At 57.6% G+C, this 18,903-nt stretch carries 8 protein-coding genes and 1 pseudogene; 1 reads left to right on the forward strand and 8 read right to left on the reverse strand.

Annotation, left to right across the window (positions count from 1 at the left end; translation table 11 throughout):
• Positions 1 to 39: 39 nt before the first annotated feature.
• From FE782_RS00745 to FE782_RS00770, 6 genes are all read right to left on the reverse strand, one after another.
• On the reverse strand, positions 40 to 2,604 hold the full coding sequence (locus tag FE782_RS00745) for a glycoside hydrolase family 2 protein (RefSeq protein WP_138191506.1): 2,565 nt from the start codon (positions 2,602 to 2,604) through the stop codon (positions 40 to 42).
• A 95-nt stretch (positions 2,605 to 2,699) separates the two neighbouring features.
• A complete protein-coding gene (locus tag FE782_RS00750; protein ID WP_138191508.1) occupies positions 2,700 to 3,488 on the reverse strand; it encodes a phytanoyl-CoA dioxygenase family protein in 789 nt (262 codons plus the stop codon).
• Between the two features lie 42 nt (positions 3,489 to 3,530).
• Complete coding sequence (locus FE782_RS00755; protein WP_138191510.1) at positions 3,531 to 4,550, reverse strand: Gfo/Idh/MocA family protein; 1,020 nt, start codon at positions 4,548 to 4,550, stop codon at positions 3,531 to 3,533.
• The gene (locus FE782_RS00760; RefSeq protein WP_138191512.1) at positions 4,547 to 7,849 is read right to left on the reverse strand and encodes a fibronectin type III domain-containing protein; all 3,303 of its coding nucleotides are present in this window, start codon (positions 7,847 to 7,849) and stop codon (positions 4,547 to 4,549) included. Before FE782_RS00760 ends, FE782_RS00755 begins: the two co-directional genes overlap by 4 nt.
• Before the next feature lie 206 nt (positions 7,850 to 8,055).
• Positions 8,056 to 10,740, reverse strand: a complete 2,685-nt coding sequence (locus FE782_RS00765; protein WP_138191514.1) for a glycoside hydrolase family 38 N-terminal domain-containing protein — start codon at positions 10,738 to 10,740, stop codon at positions 8,056 to 8,058.
• A gap of 86 nt (positions 10,741 to 10,826) precedes the next feature.
• The gene (locus tag FE782_RS00770) at positions 10,827 to 11,951 is read right to left on the reverse strand and encodes a GntR family transcriptional regulator (protein WP_138191516.1); all 1,125 of its coding nucleotides are present in this window, start codon (positions 11,949 to 11,951) and stop codon (positions 10,827 to 10,829) included.
• Positions 11,952 to 12,309: 358 nt separating this feature from the next.
• Between FE782_RS00770 and FE782_RS00775 the strand changes: the two genes are divergently transcribed.
• The gene (locus FE782_RS00775; protein WP_138191518.1) at positions 12,310 to 16,413 is read left to right on the forward strand and encodes a sugar-binding protein; all 4,104 of its coding nucleotides are present in this window, start codon (positions 12,310 to 12,312) and stop codon (positions 16,411 to 16,413) included.
• A gap of 724 nt (positions 16,414 to 17,137) precedes the next feature.
• Here FE782_RS00775 and FE782_RS33225 read toward each other — a convergent pair.
• Positions 17,138 to 17,974 (reverse strand): annotated as a pseudogene (locus tag FE782_RS33225) (LLM class flavin-dependent oxidoreductase); the annotation flags it as partial.
• Between the two features lie 124 nt (positions 17,975 to 18,098).
• Complete coding sequence (locus FE782_RS00785; RefSeq protein WP_238392284.1) at positions 18,099 to 18,899, reverse strand: ABC transporter permease; 801 nt, start codon at positions 18,897 to 18,899, stop codon at positions 18,099 to 18,101.
• Positions 18,900 to 18,903 lie beyond the last annotated feature (4 nt).

Genomic DNA, 18,903 nt, shown 5'->3' on the forward strand with positions numbered 1-18,903 from the left:
ATATGGTATAAATAATATAATCTTTAGTCATTTGGTATGTCAATAAGGAGTTTCGCCTGAATTCCAACATCGAAAAGCGATCTCCGGTCGTTCGCCTGTCCGTGCTTCGTAAGACAACTCGAATATTCGGCGTTCTCCCGGCAACAGCACTGCGAATTGCTGCGGCGAGAACAGGGCGATCGTTCCCCCGTCCGCTTGCGCTTCCACGTACCATGCTACGGACGCTCCCGCATTTTCCACCTCGTATCGTTCGTACGCTTGCCCTTCCCTCGCCTCCCGATCCTTCATCGTCCACCGCAGAATGGCTACCGGAGCTCGCAGCATCTCGGCGAACGGAGCCTCCTCCTCGACGGAAAACACGTACGTCTCCGGCTCCTGCCGCTCGACCTGCAGACGAACGGCGAAGACGCCTCGCAGCGTCTCCGGCAGCTCGGCTGCGAGCGTGCCTGCCAAGATGCTGCTGCTCTGCGACGCGTTCGCCGCCCCTCCCTCTTCTGTGAAAACGACCCCGCCTGCGTCGAAGCAGGCAGCTTTCCATTCGAGCTCCCCCGCCTCTAGGCTGTTGTGGAGATAGACGTCCGCGCGGAACGTCCCCCCCGCCCGCTGAAGCAAGCTTTCGTATCGCAGCGAGGCATGCTTCGGCGCATAGGAACGAAGCATGGCGTAATAAGCCATCTTGGGATGCCCGTAATAATCGACCAAGCTGGTGCACGAGGCGTTCGGGAACGGCTCGTTGAACTGCCAGACGATGCTGCCGCTATTGCGGAACTTCCTGCGCCGGTTCGCCTCGAGCGCATAGCGAATCGCTTCCGCCTGCGTCCACTGACTGGCGCGCACGAATTGCGACAGCGACGCGAACGGCCCGAATAGTTCTCGGTCCCGATCGAGGGTGCACCACCATTCTCCGTGATGCCTCCACGTCGCGTTCTCTTTCATCGAGGTCACGACGAGATCCCGGCTCGGCAAAAACCGCGCCATCGATGCGTACGCGCAGCAGCCATCCGCGCCGAATTCGCTGTGCAGCAAGCTATCGGATGCGTTGTAAACCGTATAATGTCCCGTCGGCCCGCCGTATTTCCAAGGTCCGTGCACGTCATGGTTGCGCCCGGGCTCTTCGATACGTAAAAACTCGTTCGGCCCGGACGCCGAGGACGGAAAAAATCGCCGTCCGGGATCGTAACGTTCGACCAAGCGCTTCAGCATCGCGATGTTGGCGTCCTCGTCGGCAACGGGGACGCCATCCGCATTCGTCAGCTCGTTCCCGCCGCTCCAACAGCCTAAGCTCACGTGGTTGCGTTTCGTCTTCAGCGCGTGAATCGCCGTCCGTTCCAGCAAGCCGAGAAATCCTTCGTCCTTCGACGGAATATTGTCGATGCCGGAGCTGGATTGTATGAATTCTTGCCATATGAGAATGCCCGCTTCGTCGCAGCAATCGTAGAAGACTTCTTTTTCGATCAAGCCTCCGCCCCACACCCGGACGAGGTTGACGTTCGCCCGCTTCAACCAGCGCACGACCCGTTCGTAGCGCTCCCTGTCGACCGTACCATAGAGCGCATCGAGCGGCGTCAGGTTGACGCCCTTGATGTATACGGCCTGGCCGTTGACGCGAAGCGCATAAGGCAGCGCCCCTTCCGGCGCGTCCGCGTTGTCCGTCCACTCCAGCTGCCGAAAGCCGGTTCGGCCGTGCCATGCGTCGGACACTATGCCGTCCTCTTGCAGCAGCTCGACGCGAACCCGATAGAGCGGCTGGCTCCCCGAACCGTTGGGATACCAAAGCTTCGGCCTCTCCAATCGAAGGGCGCATTCGAACGAATGTTCTCCCTCGTCTCGGATACAGTTTCGTACAGCCGGAGCGACAGCTGTGGCGGCAATGCCCGCTTCCGTCGCCTCTCCTCCATATAGCGTTACACGACATGCAACGACGGCGCTAGGCGATTCCGCATCGGCATTCACGCGGACGAAAACCTCGCCGACGCCGGCCTTGAGGAAAGGCCGCACCTGCACATCTCGGATCCTCGCCCCGCGGGTAATTTCGATCGCGACGTCGTCCCACAGCCCTAGCGGGACAATCCGCGTCGTGAAATCCCATTTGTACGAGAAGCGGCTTTTCTGCGTCTTCGTCCGGGACGTATATCCGATCTGCCCCATTTCGTCGGGGGCGTGCTCGAGCAACACGGTCAGCTCGTTGCGCCCCCGCCGGAGCAGCTCCGTCACCGGATAGGACGCCGGCTCGAACATGCCTTCGTGTACGCCAAGGTACGTCTGATTGAGGTACACATGCCCTTTGTAATCGATCCCCCGCAGCGTCGCATATGCGCGTTCGCCCTCCGAAAGCTCCAGCTCGAAAAACGATCGATACATCCACCACCGGTTTTCGACCCATTCGCTCTTCAAGCTGTTCATGCCGAAGTACGGATCCTCGATCCACCCCGCTCGATGCAGATCGCGCTGTATGCTTCCGGGCACTTCGGCCGGTATCCAGTCCGTGACGCCGAGCAGCTCGCCGCCCGTTTCCATGCTGTTCCCCAGGTGGGGGACATGCGGATAAAAGCTTTTCGCCTCCCAATCGCGAAGTGCGATCATACACGGCGTTCCCGTACGCATCCGATCCCTCCCTTCACCGTCTCGACCCTCCGAACGGATGAACCGCCTTACCTACGGCAAGCATCGACAGGCAAGGCGATTCGTTCCCGCTTTCCTTACGCCGGATCGAACGGCGGTGTCTGGTATCCGAGTCCGTACGGACTTTCCGGCCGCTCGAAGTCGCCCATCAATGCGCGTCGCAGCGGCGTCGTTCGGGCCATAAATTCCGGATTGTTTTCGAACCGATCCGAAGGCGCCACCCAAGGCGGGCTATATATGTAGTGGGCCGTGTACCGGTCGTAATCGCCGTCGTGAGCGTACGTCCGATGCCACACCGCGTTATGGAACAGCAGTACCGAGCCGGCCGGCGCGCAGACGATATGGCTGTTCGGCGGGCTGCCCCCGTTTTTTCGGAGCTCCGCCGGCAGCGGCGCGAGGCTGCGGTGGCTGCCCGGGACCATCTCCATATTGCCCGTTCGCGGGGCGAGCTGATCCGTTAACAGGAACGACGCCCGCAGCTGCAGAAGCGGAATCGGGTAACCGAGCAGCTTGAAATCGTACGCGCCCGATCCGTCTTGATGCCAGCCGCCGTTGGCGCCGAAGGCGGGCTGCTTCGTGTTCCAGCTCGACTGCAGGATGAAGCGGTCCCCGTACAGCCCGCGCACCTTCGGGAGAACCGCCGGATGGTCGATGAGCCGCTCGAGCGCCGGCTCCGTCTCGTACCCGCGCCCGACCTGCGCCCAACCTTCGGTGCCGGCGGCTTGATGAACGCGAATGGAAGCCTCTAGACATTCCTTCACTTCTTCCTTCGAGAGCACGTCGCGAATGATAAGGTATCCCCACGATTCGAAAATAAAGCGGTCCGTCTCCGTGAACGCCCCCGCTTGAACGACTGGTTCCAACATCGAAATCCCCTCGCTCCTCAGACTTGTCAACCCCGTTCCGCCTTACAACGACACTCTTCTTCGCTCCTTAGCCGAGGCGCGCACCGCATCAAGAACGGCCATGTTGCGGACGGCGTCCGCGGGATCGAACCGGGTCGGCGCATCTTCGAGAATGCAACGGGAAAACTCCGCGACTTGCAGTTCGTACGCGTCGACGACCGGAACGACGACCTTCCGCCGTTCCCCCTTCGTCACGACGAAGAAATCCGCCGATTCCGGAGACGGCACGTATGCCTCCGGAATGTCGATCCGTCCTTTCGTTCCCGCGATTTGGAGCGAGTTTCGTAATTCCGCGGACATGCCGCACTGGAACGATAAACCGATGCCTCCCGGGAATTCGAGCAATCCGGATACCATCATATCCACGTCTGGATCCGTCTCCAGGTACGTCGCGATCGCCGTCGCCGCCTCCGGTTCGGCGCCCAAGACGAGACGCGCCCCGCTGACCGTGTAGCATCCGACGTCATAGATGGCACCTCCGCCGAGCTTTCCGTCCATGCGAATGTTGCCTTCGACGCCGACGTCCTCGATCTGGAACGTAAAGGCGACCTGCACGCCTCGAATATCCCCGATTTCGCCGGATCGAACGATATCGCGCACCAGATCGTAACGCGGATGATAGCGATACATGAATGCCTCCGCCAGCTTGACGCCGTTCCTTCCGCAAGCCTCCGCCATCGCCTCCGCCTCCGCGGCGTTCATCGCGAACGGCTTCTCGCAGAGGACGTGTTTGCCCGCTTCGGCCGCCTTCACCGTCCATTCCAGATGCAGATGGTTCGGCAGCGGGATATAGACGGCGTCGATTTCGGGATCGGCGAGCAGCGCCTCGTAGCCGCCGTACGCCTTCGGTATGCCGAAGCGCTCCGCGACGCTTCGCGCCTTCGCCTCGTCGCGGCTCGCGACGGCGGCGATCTCCGCCTCCCGCGCCGCCTGCAGCGCGGGAATGATGGCGTTGACCGCGATTTGAGCGCAGCCTAGAATGCCCCACCGTACGGTTTTGCGATGTTGCGCGTTTCCGCTCATGGGCCGTCTCTCCCGTTCCCGTTGTTATTGCCGGTGCCGATGCCGTTATCGTGGTCCGTCGCGACCGTTAGCGGCTCGCTCTCCGCAGACGCCCCCGAGGCTCGCTTCGCAATAACCGTAATCGCATACGGCGTATCCTTCTTCAGCCCTTCAATCGCGAACGTGGTCGCCGGCGCGGCGACCGTGCCGACGACGGCTCCGTCGAGCCGGACCTCGTATACGACGACGCCTTCGGACGCCGGCGCGGCCGTCCAACCGACCGTAATCGACGTCTTCGTGACGTCGAGCGCCGCGAGCCCGGTCGGTGCGCTCGGCGCGGGAGCCGCGACGAATCGCAGCTTCGCCCACTTCGCTTGATCGTCGCCGTTGCCCGCCCACATGATCTGTCCCCAGGAATCCGGGCCGTGCGTGGCGAGAACGGACATGCCGATCGTCTTACCGTCCTCCGGCGCGAACGGCACCTGTTGCAGCGCGCTCCACGGTATCGCCGCTTCGAACACGAACGACGTCTCGCCGACCGTCGAGGCCGCAGTTCCCGCCGACAGCTGATATTCTGCGGCGCCGCCGTCCCGTCCCTCGCGAAGAAACACGTGCGGCTGCCCGTCAGGGCCGCTCGGCGTGAACAAAATGGCGTAATCCCCGGCTTCGTACACCGTACCGAACTTCCGGCCGTTCAAATCCAGGAACAGCATCGACGCGTCGGACAAGTACATCTGCGCGCCGGTTTCGGTAAACTGGAATCGTTCGTCCGTGCGTTCCTCCAGAATGTATAAGTTTTCGGCGTCCCACTTCAATTTGTACTTCGACTGCAGTTCCCCGGCATGGCCCCAGACGGTGCCGTATTCCTTCACGTCCTCAGACTCCGCTCCGACCTCGATCGTACCTGCGCCATCCCACTCGCCCGGGGCAGCGACGCCGTCGACGTCGACCGCCGCCGCGGCCTCCGCCGCATCGTAGACGCGGCTCGCCGCCTCCCACGCTCTCGCTTCCTTATAGAAACGGAAGTACGTGTACGGATCTACGATTTCGAACTCGACGTCGGGATGGTTCGCCTTCGTAAGCTCGACCGCGTCCACGATCGTCGACGGCTTGAACAGGATCGTGCGGAACATCGAGAATTGCTGATTTTTTTGCAGACGGTCGCCCAATACGCGAGCCAACGCCGCGGAATCGGTCGAAATCGGGCCCAGCGGGACATCCTCCACCGTCACGAACGGCGTGCCGTTCACGATCGGCTCCTCGAAGCCGGCGTTATTGCCGACGCCGGACGGCGAGAAGCGGCTATAAGCTTCCTGGACCTCGCGGTTGACGCTGCCGCTGTTTCCGCTGATCAAGAACCCGGTAATGTCCAAATCGTGGCGTTCGTACTGCTGCCGGTTATATTCCTCCCAGACGTGCAGGAAATCGGGCAGCCCGTCGGGACGGTTTTCCTCGAGCAGCATCATCGGATTCAAGTACCCCGCTCCGTTATCCCCCGCAACGAAATAATCGTTCGGCGTCGCCGTCGCGTACAAATAATTGAATACTTGCGGCACGCGAGCCGACAATCCGGGCACCGGCGCCCATGCGAGCGGCAGCTCTCCGCGCTTCGGATCGTTCCACAGCACCGGCAGCGCGCCTGCCGTCCATGCGCCGGCATCGTAGTCGCCCATATAAAATGCGATGTACTTTTTATCTGGGTCGTACGTCTTGCCGTTTTCGCCCTTGTCGTTCGGCTGCACGAGCGTCTTCAGCGGTACGTGCCGGAACACCGAAGCGTTCGACAGCCCGACGAGACCGTAAGCGTCCGCATCCTTCTGCGCATTGTATTTCGAAATTTCGTCCGCGAACTTCCACTCCGCGGCGACCGGATGCAGGCGGGCCTGCGGATCGGCGTGCGTCGTATATTTGATCCACCACGGCACGAAGCCGCCGATCGTGATGATTCGCTCTCCGGCGAGCGCGTTCTGCGCCCGCAAAATGTCCCGCAGCGTATGAAAATCGGTGCCTAGCGGCTGAGACCGATCGTCGTTCGGAAGGCTGCGTTCATCCGGACTCAGATCGAAGAAAAACGCCTTGTTCGAAATCAAATAATCCGCATTCGGCAGCATCGAGTTGAACAAATCCGGATACACGTACGTTCCGTCGACGAGGGGCTCGTCGGCCGGCGTCTCAAGCACGTCGTCCGCCACGACCTCGACGCTTCTCCGAAGGCCGGTTCCGTAATACGCGACGCCGTCGCGAACCATCTGGGCGCTGAAGGTATACGTACCGGGCGACGCGGGCGCGATCATCGTAAAGCGGAATGTACGCTCCGCCCCCGGCTGCACCGCCTCTCCGGAATTCAGGAACACCCGCTGATTGTCCGAGGAGACGGAATACCCGCCGTTCAAATTCGACCATACGAACTGGTTCGCCGTGTCTCCCGTCGTGCCGAACCGGTCGTTGGCGGCGTAGGACCATGCAGTCGTGCCGTTGTTTTTCACAGTGACGCTGACGTCTACGCTGGAGCCCGCTTTCATTCGCTTCGGCAGCGCAGCGGACACCCATTGCGCGTTCAGCGGCTTGGCGGCGGCGTCGAAATCCCAAGAGATGCCGTCCAACGCGTACGCTAGCATCGTCGGGTTCGTTCGCCCGGCGTCGAGATACTTCGCCTTCGCCCAACGGTACGCATCGTTCTTCGCGCTTCCGGTCGACGGTTCCCCGATATCCGGAATTTCGCCTTCTCCCGTAAATTTACCTACAAGATCAAGGACTACCGGAAGCGCGCGCTGCCGGACCAGCAGGTCGTATGGACTGCCGACGTTCGCGTCGTAACGAACCGGAAGCAAGTTCTCGACGCCCGCGGCGGTCGATGCCACGTTCGACGTCGCCGGCACATTCGAGTCCCATACGACGACTCCGGCGTACGACGGCGCGAACGAATCGAGCAGCTGGTCGAAGCTCGTCGCGACCGTCACGGCTTTGCCGGACAGCAACTCGCCCTCCTTGCGCAGCTCCGAGAACCAAAACTCGTCGATGTCCACGCCCGCCGACTTCGCGATGCTGTTCGATTCGTACCGGTAATATAATTTCGGCGCATCCCGATTGACGATGCCCTGCAGCGCCGTGGCCAATTTCAAATAATCGTAAGCGAGTTGCGAATTCGGTTGCGTTTGTAAAAACGCTTTCAAATCGAAATACATGATTTCATCTCCGCCCTCCCTAACGGGCTCCGCTGCTGCCGCGGCGCCTGCGAACCCGCTGATCGCGAGGATGAATGCCATCATCGCCAACAACGTCGTCCCGAGTCGCCGATTCTTTTGAATTCGTGGATTCATAGATTTCGAACACCCCTTCCCCGAAAATGAATTCCGATGAAAAAGAATAAAACAAGATTCACCTCCATTCTTTTATGACATTACATATTATTATTATTTTATCTCTTTAGCATGATATTAGCGACGGGATCCACTTTATGTCAATGCATATTATTGAAAAACGGCAAAAAAATATTTTTAATTTACTTTATGACATTTCATTAGTGCTATCTCTTCGCCACCCGGAACGTCACGATCTTCTTTGCTCCGATCGTCGCCGTTTCCGTCGCCTTCGCGCCTTCGTACGGCTCCTCCAAGAAATTGCATTCCGACATCCCGGTCGTCGGTACCGGGAAGCCGATAGTGACGTCCGTCTCTCGGCGACCGACGTTATACATCCGAACAACGACATCCCTACCGTCCGCCGCTCGCTTCACCGCGGATAAAAGCGCGTCCCCCTCGAGCCGCATAAAACTGCCTCTTCGCGCCAATCTCGGCTTGCCCGCATTGGGGTCGCGATCCGGGAAGACCCCGCCATTCATTCCGTCCTGCACCCAAGGTCTGCCCCGCTTCCAACGGGACTCCGCGATCGGCCGTTGCTTCGTCATCAGTCCCTGATGGAATCGCTCCGCCTCGCGGTAAAGCGTCGCAGGCGCGACTTCGCCGGGAACGAACGGACGAACGGCCAACTCGAACGTCCAGCTGCCGAGACATTGCCCCTTCGGCTGCCGATCCTCTTGCATGGGGATCGGTTCGCGAAGATGGATCGTCTCCACGCAGCGCAGCAGCGTGACGCTTGCGACCGTACCTACGTCGATCATCTCGTATTCGTGCAGCCCCTTCGCGAAAACCGCCGTCCCGATGCCGTTAGCGGAAGTCGCGAACCATTTCCAGAACGGCTGCGAGTTCGCGTCCCTCTTCCAGCCCGCGCCCTCGTTCCAAGCGCGCTCCGCGACGTCGAACTGCCCGCCCGCTAAGACGACCTCAGACGTCCCGTTCGTCGGGAAAAGCACCCTGATGCGGTGATCCTTGGCTCGATTGCAAACGTCGATGCGCATGGAAATTTCCGAAGCGTCCCGATCCAGTCGAAGAGTCACCTCGAACGAACAGACGACTCGTCCGGCGGATCGACTCTCGAGATCGGGGCTCAAGGAAACCGGAAGCGCCCAATCGAACCGGTAGACACACTCCTCGTACAATTCGTTTTTCGTCCGGCGCATGTATTCTACCGGGCCGGACCAGACGAGAGCGGATTCCCCGGGCACCTGCCCGAACACATACAAATCCCCTCGATCGCCGGCGTCCTGAAAGCGCCCTTGCCCCCGGAGCACGGCGCCGGTCGACTTCTCCGTCACATCGAACGTACCGTCCGGCCGCACTTCGACGAGGAGGCGTTCGTTCTCCAACGTCGGCCGGGCGGGCAGCGGGCGATCGATGACGACGCGCCCCGTCGCGTTCGGGCGCAGGCGGTAAGCGGCATATCCCAAGGCAGGCACGCACGGCTTCCATTCGACGACGTATCGATGTACGTCGATCACCCCGGGCAAGTTAATCGGACTTAACACTTGGCGCCGCAGGCGCTCCGCGGAGACGATGCGGTAAGGAACTTCCCGGCCGTCCGGATCTTCGATCGCGAAAGTCGACACCTCGTCCTCGGCCAGGAAGTCGACGTTCGTCCGAATCGTTCCGCCGCTCGCAAGCTGCGAAGTATTCATTACGAACAACAGGTGATCCGCCGCGTCGCAGCCTTCCGCGGACACGGCCGACGAGAGGATGTTTAGCTTCCTGTCGAGGACCTCGCCGGATAGCTCTTCGACCCGGCGGAACCGGTCCATCATATGGTCGTGAACGGCGTCCTGGCTGCAGCCGCAAATACTGTCATGGGGATGACACTCCATGTACGCCCTCCATAAATAATCGATCGCGCCGGCATCGTATTCGTCGAGGTCCAATAGCTCGGTCCATGCGGATAAAGGCTCGACCCACTTTTCCAACAAGTCGTGGCACCTCAAGTTCGCCTGTTTGAGATATACCCGGCTGGAAAGCGTCCCCGCCAAAATCGAATACTCGAAGCATTCTCGTAATTCGCCATGAACGACTTCGACTTGTTCCGGGGGAAGAGACTCCATGTATGCCTTAACGGCCGCCGCGTAATTCGGCAGCGTGTCGTGTACGAACTCCGCCTCCTCGCCATACATCTTCCGGAGCTTTTCCAACACCTCGGGCAAATCGTATTGCGCCTCCAAGTGATCGACTCCGTTCATCATCGCGTAATGTCCCGACGGGTTGATTTTCTCCTCCCGTTCTCTTAAGCCTTCGAACACCAAACGGAGGATGGCCTCGTCATTCGGAAGCCGCTGCGCGCTGTTGTACCAGTAATACAACAGCATGCCGGCGACCTCGGAGCCGTCGGGGCTTCTCCATTTAACGAAAGGGCTTTCATGACTCTCGATATCTAAGCCTCTTCCGAAGATGCAATTGTCGATGCCGGCTTGTCGGAACAACTGCGGCATCTGCCCCGCGAGGCCGAAGTGATCCGGCAAATAACCGACCTTCATCTCCCCTCCGAGCGCTCGGGACGTCCGGATCCCTTCCATCAAATTGCGTACGGTCGATTCCCCGCTCGTCAGGAACAGATCGTTTTGCTGATACCATGGACCGACGAGAATTCGGCCGGATCGGATGTACTGCTCCAGCCGTTCCCGCCGCTCCGGCCGCAGCGCGTAATAATCCTCAAGCACGATCGTTTGGCCGTCGAGGTGGAAGTACTTGAAATCAGACTCCCGGTCCAGCAAATCCAACAGGTTGTCGATTAAATGTGCGAGACGATAACGGAACTGCTCGAACGTCAGATACCACTCCCGATCCCAATGCGTATGCGAGATAAAGTGATACGTCTTTCTTGGTTTCAAAATGGACTCCTCCTTGATTGGCCGTTACGTCACATTATATTGCCGCCCTTATTGACATGTCAATAAGGATGATTAATGACATATCTTTAGAATGGCGGCGCGGAGGATTTCCGTACAATCAATCGGGTCGTCAGCCGTTTCGTCATAAGCCCTCCGTCGCGCTTCCAGCTTCCGTCGATGATCATCCTCGCGGCTTGGCTTCCGAATTCGAAAAATTGCTGTTCGACCGTCGTCAACGGCACCTCCAGATGCTCGCAAAACGGCAAATTGTCGAATCCCGTAATCGAAAGTCGGCCCGGGACGGGAACGTCGGCGACCGCCGCCGCTTTCATAAATTGGACCGCAGTCACGTCGTTCACCGCAGCGATCGCGGTCGGCGGCTCCGGTAGCGCAAGCAGTTCTCCCAACAGCCGCTGCGCAAGCTCCGGCCATTCCGTGCCAATGATTGGAGCGTCGACGCGCCGTGCGTCGACGATGTACTCCCGCCGCAGCGGGATCCCGCCGTCGATTAACGCCTGGCAATACCCCTTGAACCGTTCCTTGACGGACCCCGTCTCCTGGGGATCGAGACCCACATAGGCGATCCGCTGGTGGCCCAATTCGACTAAGTGCGAGACGACGCCGTACATGCCGGCGGAATTGTCCGTCAGCACGCTTGCGGATTCGATCCCCTCGATTTGCCTATCGATCAGCACGAAGGGAATGTCCCGAATCAACATGTCGCTGTAGACTCCTATGTTCTCGGGACCCGCATGCGGGTACACGATGATGCCGGACACGCCGTCCTGCTGCAGCCGCATCAAGATTTCTCTCTCTTTCTCGGGCTCGTTGCCGGAGCAATGGAAGGTCATATAATAACCCGATTCCCGGCATGTCTGCTCGACGCCACGCAAGATGTCGTAACCGTACCGTTCGTCGAAAGGAAGCACGACGGATAAGATCGGCAGCTTGCCGAGCGGTAATTGTTCTCCGGGTGCCGGCTGCTCCATCGGCTCGCGAATGAAACTGCCGCGCTTTTTCACCCGATAAACGATGCCTCGCTGCACCAATTCGTTGATTGCGCGGGTTACCGTAATTCGACTCACTCCGTATATTTCCATTAATTCATGATCAGTCGGAATTTTATCTCCGGGCTTCAGCGCCCTGTCCCGGATTCTGCCCAGGATGTCGTCGATGATCGTCTGGTATTGGGGTTTCTTCTTGTCGCTCATGGATAACCGTCCTATCTTATAATGTCATGTCATAAACTATCATGTCTGAATTATAACCTCTCATAATATGAATAGCCAATTGAAATCCGAAAAGATAAGTGGACCTAATGGTCTCATGGAGATTCAGTTATTTAGATGTCTGGGTACATAGCCTTAAGGATTTTTCGCAGACCCGAGTCCTAAGTTGCTCTGGCGCTTTACCATCAATACCCGCGGCACTTTAGGCGCTTCAGGAGTGTTTTTGTAACATATTATTTATAATTATACTTTAACCTTTTTATAATTGACATATTGTCATATTACAAATAGTATTTAGTCTGTAAACGCTTTTATCACCTTTTCCAGGGAGGGGATTTTGATGATGAAAAGATGGTTTTCGCTTAGCCTGGCGGTCAGTATGAGCGTAGGCTCAGCGATTCCGACGATCGCCTCGGCGGGGCCGCCGGCGGAACGCGCCGAAGTCATTCGAACGACGTTCCAGACGAACGCGGGGTATGACCCGGCGCACGACATTCAAACGGATGCCGTGATGGTGTTCCCGATGACGCTCGATTCGTCGGAACAGCTTGTACGATCATGGTTGGACAAGGGCTACCAGGTCGACACGATGCTCTCTATCAGCCACGACTGGCACGGCGACTACGCGCAAGGCCGATATGACGGGCGCTCCCACCAAGATGAAGTGCAGCTCGACCGCTCCGGGAATCCATACATGCATCCGACGCCCGGCACCGGATACGTCGTACCGACCCGAGAGTGGAACGAGTATGTATTCGAGTTCGCACGCAGAACGATCGATGCAGGCGCGCGGCGCGTCGTCTTCGAAGAGCCCGAATTTTGGAATGGAGCCGGGTATTCCGATGCTTTCAAACGGGAATGGGCCGACTATTACGGCTCGCCATGGGAAGACCCTCAAAGCTCTCTTGCCGCAGGCTTCAAGAGCGAACAGCTGAAATCATATCTGTATAAGCGCTCGATCGACGAGATTTCCACGAAAATTAAACAACGCTACCCCAAAGTCGAGGTGCTTGTCGCCTCCCATAGTACGGTCAATTATAACAATTACGGGATCGTCGCATTGAATGCGGAACTGTACGATCTGCCGAACGTGGACGGCTTTATCGGCCAGACCTGGTCGGATACCGCGAAATATCCGATTACATACGCAGGTCAAAGCCAAGAGCGGCTGTTCGAATCGGCTTACTTGGAATACTCCTCTCTCTCCTCGCTCAAGACGGATCGGGACGGGAAGGATTTATACGCCTTGGCCGATCCGGCCGCGGATAACGCTGCGTTCGATTGGCAGGAGCTGGAGTACGCTTATAAGACCACCGTTTCGGCACAGTTGCTGCAACCGGGCTTTCAACAATTCCAAGTGCTTCCTTGGTCGGTTCGCGCCTTCGCGCCCGCGCCGTTGCAGTATAAGTCGATTCAGATGAACGTCTTCGAAGCGCTGAAGTCAATGTACGGAATGCCGACGGATGTGCTGGCCGGGTCGCAGGGGATCTCGATGCTCGTCTCGGATACGCTCACTTGGCAGAACAGCTCGGGGCCGAGAGCCGGCATGGAGTCCGTCGTCGGCCCTTCCGTCCCGTTGGTGGAACGCGGGATCCCGTTACGGATGCTTCCGGTCGAAAGAATCTCGAAGGAAGCCTTGAAGGATACACGCCTCTTGATCCTAAGCTATGACAACTGGAAGCCGGTCAAAGAAGAAACCAATCGGGTCATCTCGGATTGGGTCAAGAGCGGCGGCGTGCTTTTATATTTAGGGGGATATAACCCATATCAAGAAGCGGACGGTTGGTGGAAGACTAACGGTTTTGCTTCGCCGCAGGAGGATTTGTGGCAACGGCTGGAGCTCGGGGTTCAGGCCGGAAGCGAGACGCTTCTCGGCGTCGCCGGCGGGAGCGCAGCCCTTACGCCGGCGCCTGACGGTGCCTCCATCGCCGGCTCGGAATCGCTGACCGTGCCGGGGAGATACCGCCTCACCGCTTATACACCGGAGGGCGTCGTCCCGTTGTACACCTACAACGACCGCACCGTCGCTTTCGAGCAAAATATCGGCGCGGGAAGCGTTGTCGTGTTCGGCGTCGAGCCCTCCTACTTCGCCTCCAGCGCTCGCTCGGCAGAGCTTATTCGGCAGCTGAGCCGATATGCGTTAGGGAAAGGCGGCCACGTATACATGGAATCTAACACAATGATCGCCCGCAGAGGTCCGTATATATCCATTCAAGCGTTGTCACAGCCCGCAATCGTCCACGGCAATTATTTAGACCTGTACGATTCAAGGCTGTCGGTCGTCTCGAAGGCCGAGCTGCTTCCATACTCTTCCGCGCTGCTTCTCGATATCTCCAAGATGATTAAGACGAAACCGAGTCTGCTGTTCGTTAACGGAGAAGTCATCGAGAAGCAAGAAGCGATGGAGTTGACGTCCTATGTCGTAGAAGGACCAGCGGATGCACGGGCTATCGCAAGACTCGGCTCCGACCAGCGCTACCCCGTCGGTGTAACGGCCGAATCCGCCGAGGGACAAACCGTGAACGTTCAATGGGAATGGGATAACTCGAGCCGGACGCTGCTCGTCGGACACATGCACGACCCAACGGGCGTGCGTGTCGCCATCCATTGGTCGAAGCCCCCTATCGAAGATTCCGCTAGAATGGAACTGCAGGAGCTCTCCATACCGTTCAACAATAAAGGGTTGGACCTGCCGTACATCTACTCCGTCACCGGACCGAACGGAACGCTCGAGCACATGCGATTCGTCGACGCCACCGGCGAGATGGTGCTCAAACTGAATGTCAACGATCGTCCGGACGCGGAGCTGTTCCTTGAGCTCGCGAACAACTTCGTCGTCAGCGCTTCGCCGGACGCGACGCAATGGACGGAAATTTTAAACTCGTTCGACATGTTCGATGCGGACATTCATGACGTCACCAACCGGGGCAAGTTCGCCGTCGATCCGGTTCCTTACGCCTCCTCTGAGGGAGACCTTTATTTGAAGCTCGAGGACGGATCGAAGCAAGACGGGTGGGGCGCGGCGATCTACGGCATTACGTTCCGGTACGAGGCTCCGTTGCCGCCGCTGCACATTCAGAGCAACCCTAGCGCACCGCTTCGGGTCAAGGCAGGCGAGTCGAAGACTGTCTCGCTTTCGGTTGCGAACCGGACCGGCGCCGCGCAGACTGTGCACACTCAGGCGGCGCCGATCGACACCGTTCAATCGCTTGTCTCCTTCGTTCCGGCAACGTCCGGAGAATCGGAGTACCTCACGGAGGATCATGGATCCGGCGTCAATCCCGGCTTATTCCGATACGCGGACGTCTCGAACTACTTCGTATACCGCCTGCCGGTCGCGCTTGGAGCGATGCAGCCGACGCTTACGCTCCAAATCGAAAACCAATTCGAGGTTTCGCTATCTTCCGACGGCGTGAACTGGACCGTCGTGGACGCGGAGCCGAATCTTGTCACGGACGGATCGAACCGAAAGAGTCGATCATATCCGGTAGACGGCTTTCTGAACGAAAACCGCGAGTTCTTCGTCAAAATCGGGGACAGTCATAAAGAAACCGGCCACGGCGCGTTATTGACCAAGGTAGACGTTTCGGGCACGATGTTTATCGCGAATCCCGTTACAGTCTCGCCACCTTCGTTTCTCCTTGAACCGAACGAGACGAAGGTGATTACGGTAACGATCGGCGCGAACCCCGACACGCCGTCCGGCATGTTCGACCAACCGTTGAGATTTACCGTCGGCAGCGGCACCCAAACCTACGAGATCCCTGTGGAGTTCGCTTGGCAAGAACCGGTTTATACGGCAACCGCAGCTCCGGATTCGATCGTTGCGGACGGCCGAATCGACCCGGGCGAGTGGGACGGGGCATCCGAAATCGAAGTGTCGACGACCTCTGTCGCGGTGAGTCGGTACGGGAAAATATGGGGGAGCCAAACGTCGGCGGCCGACCTTCGGTCGCGGTATCGCGTGCAATGGGACCGTCAGTACTTGTATTTGCTGGAGCAGCGGGAAGACGATGTTCTCAATTTCACGGAAAACGCTAATCGCATGTATTTATCCGATGCGACCATGCTTTTCTTGGATATAAATCACGACAAGACAGGGTCGCAATACCTAAGCGGCGATTATGCCGTCATGCTCTCTCCGAGCGGCACCGACGGCGCGCCTCACGCTTACATACGTCAAGGAAACGACGCAGGTGTACTGGAGTACCCGATAACGGATACGATCGTCGGTTCATCCATCGACGGCGGCGCGTATACAATGGAAGTGGCGATCCCTTGGAGCTCGCTGCAGACGACTCCCTTCGCTCCCGCCGGCGGCACGATCGTTGGCATGACGATTTTATCGACGGACAACGACGGCCCCGACGACTGGGGGCAAATCATGTGGATTGGCGACGGCGACGATCAGGCGAAATGGGCCGATATGCAGTTGGCTGATTAATCGACAACCGAAAATGCCGCAGCCTCGAGTAGCGAATACTCGGGCTGCGGCTCATAGCGGTTATCGATTGATCCCACATATCCCCAGATTCACATGAGCTTTTTCGCGTTATACATGATTTCCCATATTTTCTCGTATCGCCGGTACTGCATTTCATGATGACTGGGGCCAACTCCCCGACGATTGCCGCGCTTACATCTCCCCTTCTTGAAAATCCTATTGAGTATCCTTTTCTTCCCGAAGATGTCGTCATTTCGACCACACAGTAGTCTCTCTTTAGCACGGTATAACCGCCAATCCACAAAGGTTTTCCAACAGTACTTCAACGTTGCGCGCGATAATACTACTAATCGTCTCCATCGTACATTCACAATCCCTTCCGTTGTTATTTCAAATAGCACCTCGCAGTAACTCTCCGCGAATAACTGATTGAAGCGTTGAACAGAGCTGACTAGGCGCAGAACAGGACTGGTTCCCGAATGCCTGACGGATTGCTCCATGGAAGTAGTCGACCCCTTCGTAGTGGAGATAAGTCCAGTATACGAAGCGACCGGAGGCGACACATTCCACAAATTAAAAGCACCCGATTGGAATAACCTTTAGAAGTTTGGGCGGGTAAAAGATAAGGAGCCAGGCGTTCTGTTGTCGCTTGGCTCCGTGATTTCCGTGTGGTGGCATGCTAAGGGTGTGTCAAGAATTTTGTGTAAAAACTCCTAGTGAAAACCTAGGGACAGCTTAAGGCAGGTGGGGCCCAATTCGGTCGGGGAAGAAGACAGAAAGCTGCAGCAGGATCTGTCCCCAGTTGACGAACGCCATGTTCGATGTAACCACGCATGTATTCCGCCACTCGGTCGTAACTGCCGACGAAATACGGATTATGAGCCGCGCCCGAGCGGTAGGCCCCCATCCAATATACGCCGTCATATAGTTCTCGTTCTGCAAGCTGCGCCATACTGCGAATCCAATGGGAAGGTGATTTCCTCCCTGCGGCTGTTAGGGCCAAGCCGAAGCGCGATGGCTGAAATCTTTCCTCTGCAGCCGTCCATGCTTCCTGATCCGTTCGTCTAGCTATAATCCCGATGCGGATGCCAGTCCGATCGGGACTACAGCTATACGTTCCCCGATATTGCTCCAGCGGTTCGGGATGTGTCAGCCATACGGCTGAGCAGGTTCGGGCGGTATTCCGCCCCGATTCGGAAGAGCCAGCAATAAAATACAGCGGCTGAATTGAGCTGGGCAGCGTCGGTTTCAGCTGTAGGTTCCGGTACGTGTAATGCTTCCCCTCGAACGTAACCGCGCTGTCCGACTCCAGTAAAATTCGAAGTGCCGTAGTATATTCGAACAACCTTTCATATCGGTCCTGATGCTCGCTCCTGTCCCCGACTGCCTCCATTTCCTTCGGGGCGGCGCCAGTGATCATGTTGATGCCTAATCTTCTTCCGAACAGACAACCGATGCTTTGTACCGTCTTCGCGACGGTAACGGGCGGGGAAGCGTTCGGCAAAACGGCTACAATCGGAATGAACCGTCTCGTAAGTGAAACAAGCGCGGTTGTGAGTACCCAAGGATACGGGCAATCATTATTAGCTTGCGTATATAACTACTTCCTTCCTGATGATCCGGAGCCGGAAAACCGCAATAGAGCTGAACGCAATCACTCAAATGTAGTCCCCCCCTGCATCACATTAATTCGCACTGCTGTAATTGCGGAGCGCGGCGGACCAGATGAGCCGGGCCACGGCTAGAAGCAGCAACGGCGCTGCGATCGCCCATGCGAAATAACCCACCTCCAGCCGGTCCATCACAAAGAGCGGCGAGAAGTTGGTGATCATGAAGATGGGAAGAACAAAGATCCCCACTTGTTGAATCCACCTCTTGTAGATGGCCATCGGCATATTGTTGAAGTCCCAGACCGCATCCGCGATGGAATTCAATCCCCGAATTTGTCCGAACCAGAATGACGTCAGTTGCGGTATGAGGAAGAGCGCATAGGTCAGCGCAACTGCCATTACAAGGAAGAACATGAATCCGGCTATATTCCCAATGGTGACAGGAATCCCGGTTCTTCCCCAGCCAATCGCAATCATCGCGATTCCGCCGATCACATTGGGCAGCGGCAGACCGAAGTCAACCCTGCGAAGCGTCAGCATGAATTGTAAGGAAACCGGCTTTGTAAGTAGCAAGTCCAATTTTCCTTGGAGCACCTGCTCCGGAATTTGGTAGAAATTCATGGCGAATAACCCCATGTAAAGCCCTGTCATCATTGTGTACGTCCCTACAAACATAAGGATGGAGTCAGGGGAAAGGCCGGCAATATGAACGTCGGCTTGGTAGACGACTATGACATAAAGCATCTTGGCAAATAAGAATGCCGTCTCCACACCGATTCCCATCAGGAAGTTGAATCGATACTCCATCTGCGCCATTAGGCAGCTTTTAACAAATAGTCCGTAGATTCTCAAGTATTTTACGATCGTCTTCCTCACTCCG

Source organism: Paenibacillus antri, assembly GCF_005765165.1.
GTDB lineage: Bacteria > Bacillota > Bacilli > Paenibacillales > YIM-B00363 > Paenibacillus_AE > Paenibacillus_AE antri.

Excerpts from the sequence above, each read along its gene's own strand:
- FE782_RS00745 (WP_138191506.1), bottom strand. The coding sequence starts at position 2,604 with ATGCGTACGGGAACGCCGTGTATGATCGCACTTCGCGATTGGGAGGCG.
- FE782_RS00750 (WP_138191508.1), bottom strand. The coding sequence starts at position 3,488 with ATGTTGGAACCAGTCGTTCAAGCGGGGGCGTTCACGGAGACGGACCGC.
- FE782_RS00755 (WP_138191510.1), bottom strand. The coding sequence starts at position 4,550 with ATGAGCGGAAACGCGCAACATCGCAAAACCGTACGGTGGGGCATTCTA.
- FE782_RS00760 (WP_138191512.1), bottom strand. The coding sequence starts at position 7,849 with ATGAATCCACGAATTCAAAAGAATCGGCGACTCGGGACGACGTTGTTG.
- FE782_RS00770 (WP_138191516.1), bottom strand. The coding sequence starts at position 11,951 with ATGAGCGACAAGAAGAAACCCCAATACCAGACGATCATCGACGACATC.
- FE782_RS00775 (WP_138191518.1), top strand. The coding sequence starts at position 12,310 with ATGATGAAAAGATGGTTTTCGCTTAGCCTGGCGGTCAGTATGAGCGTA.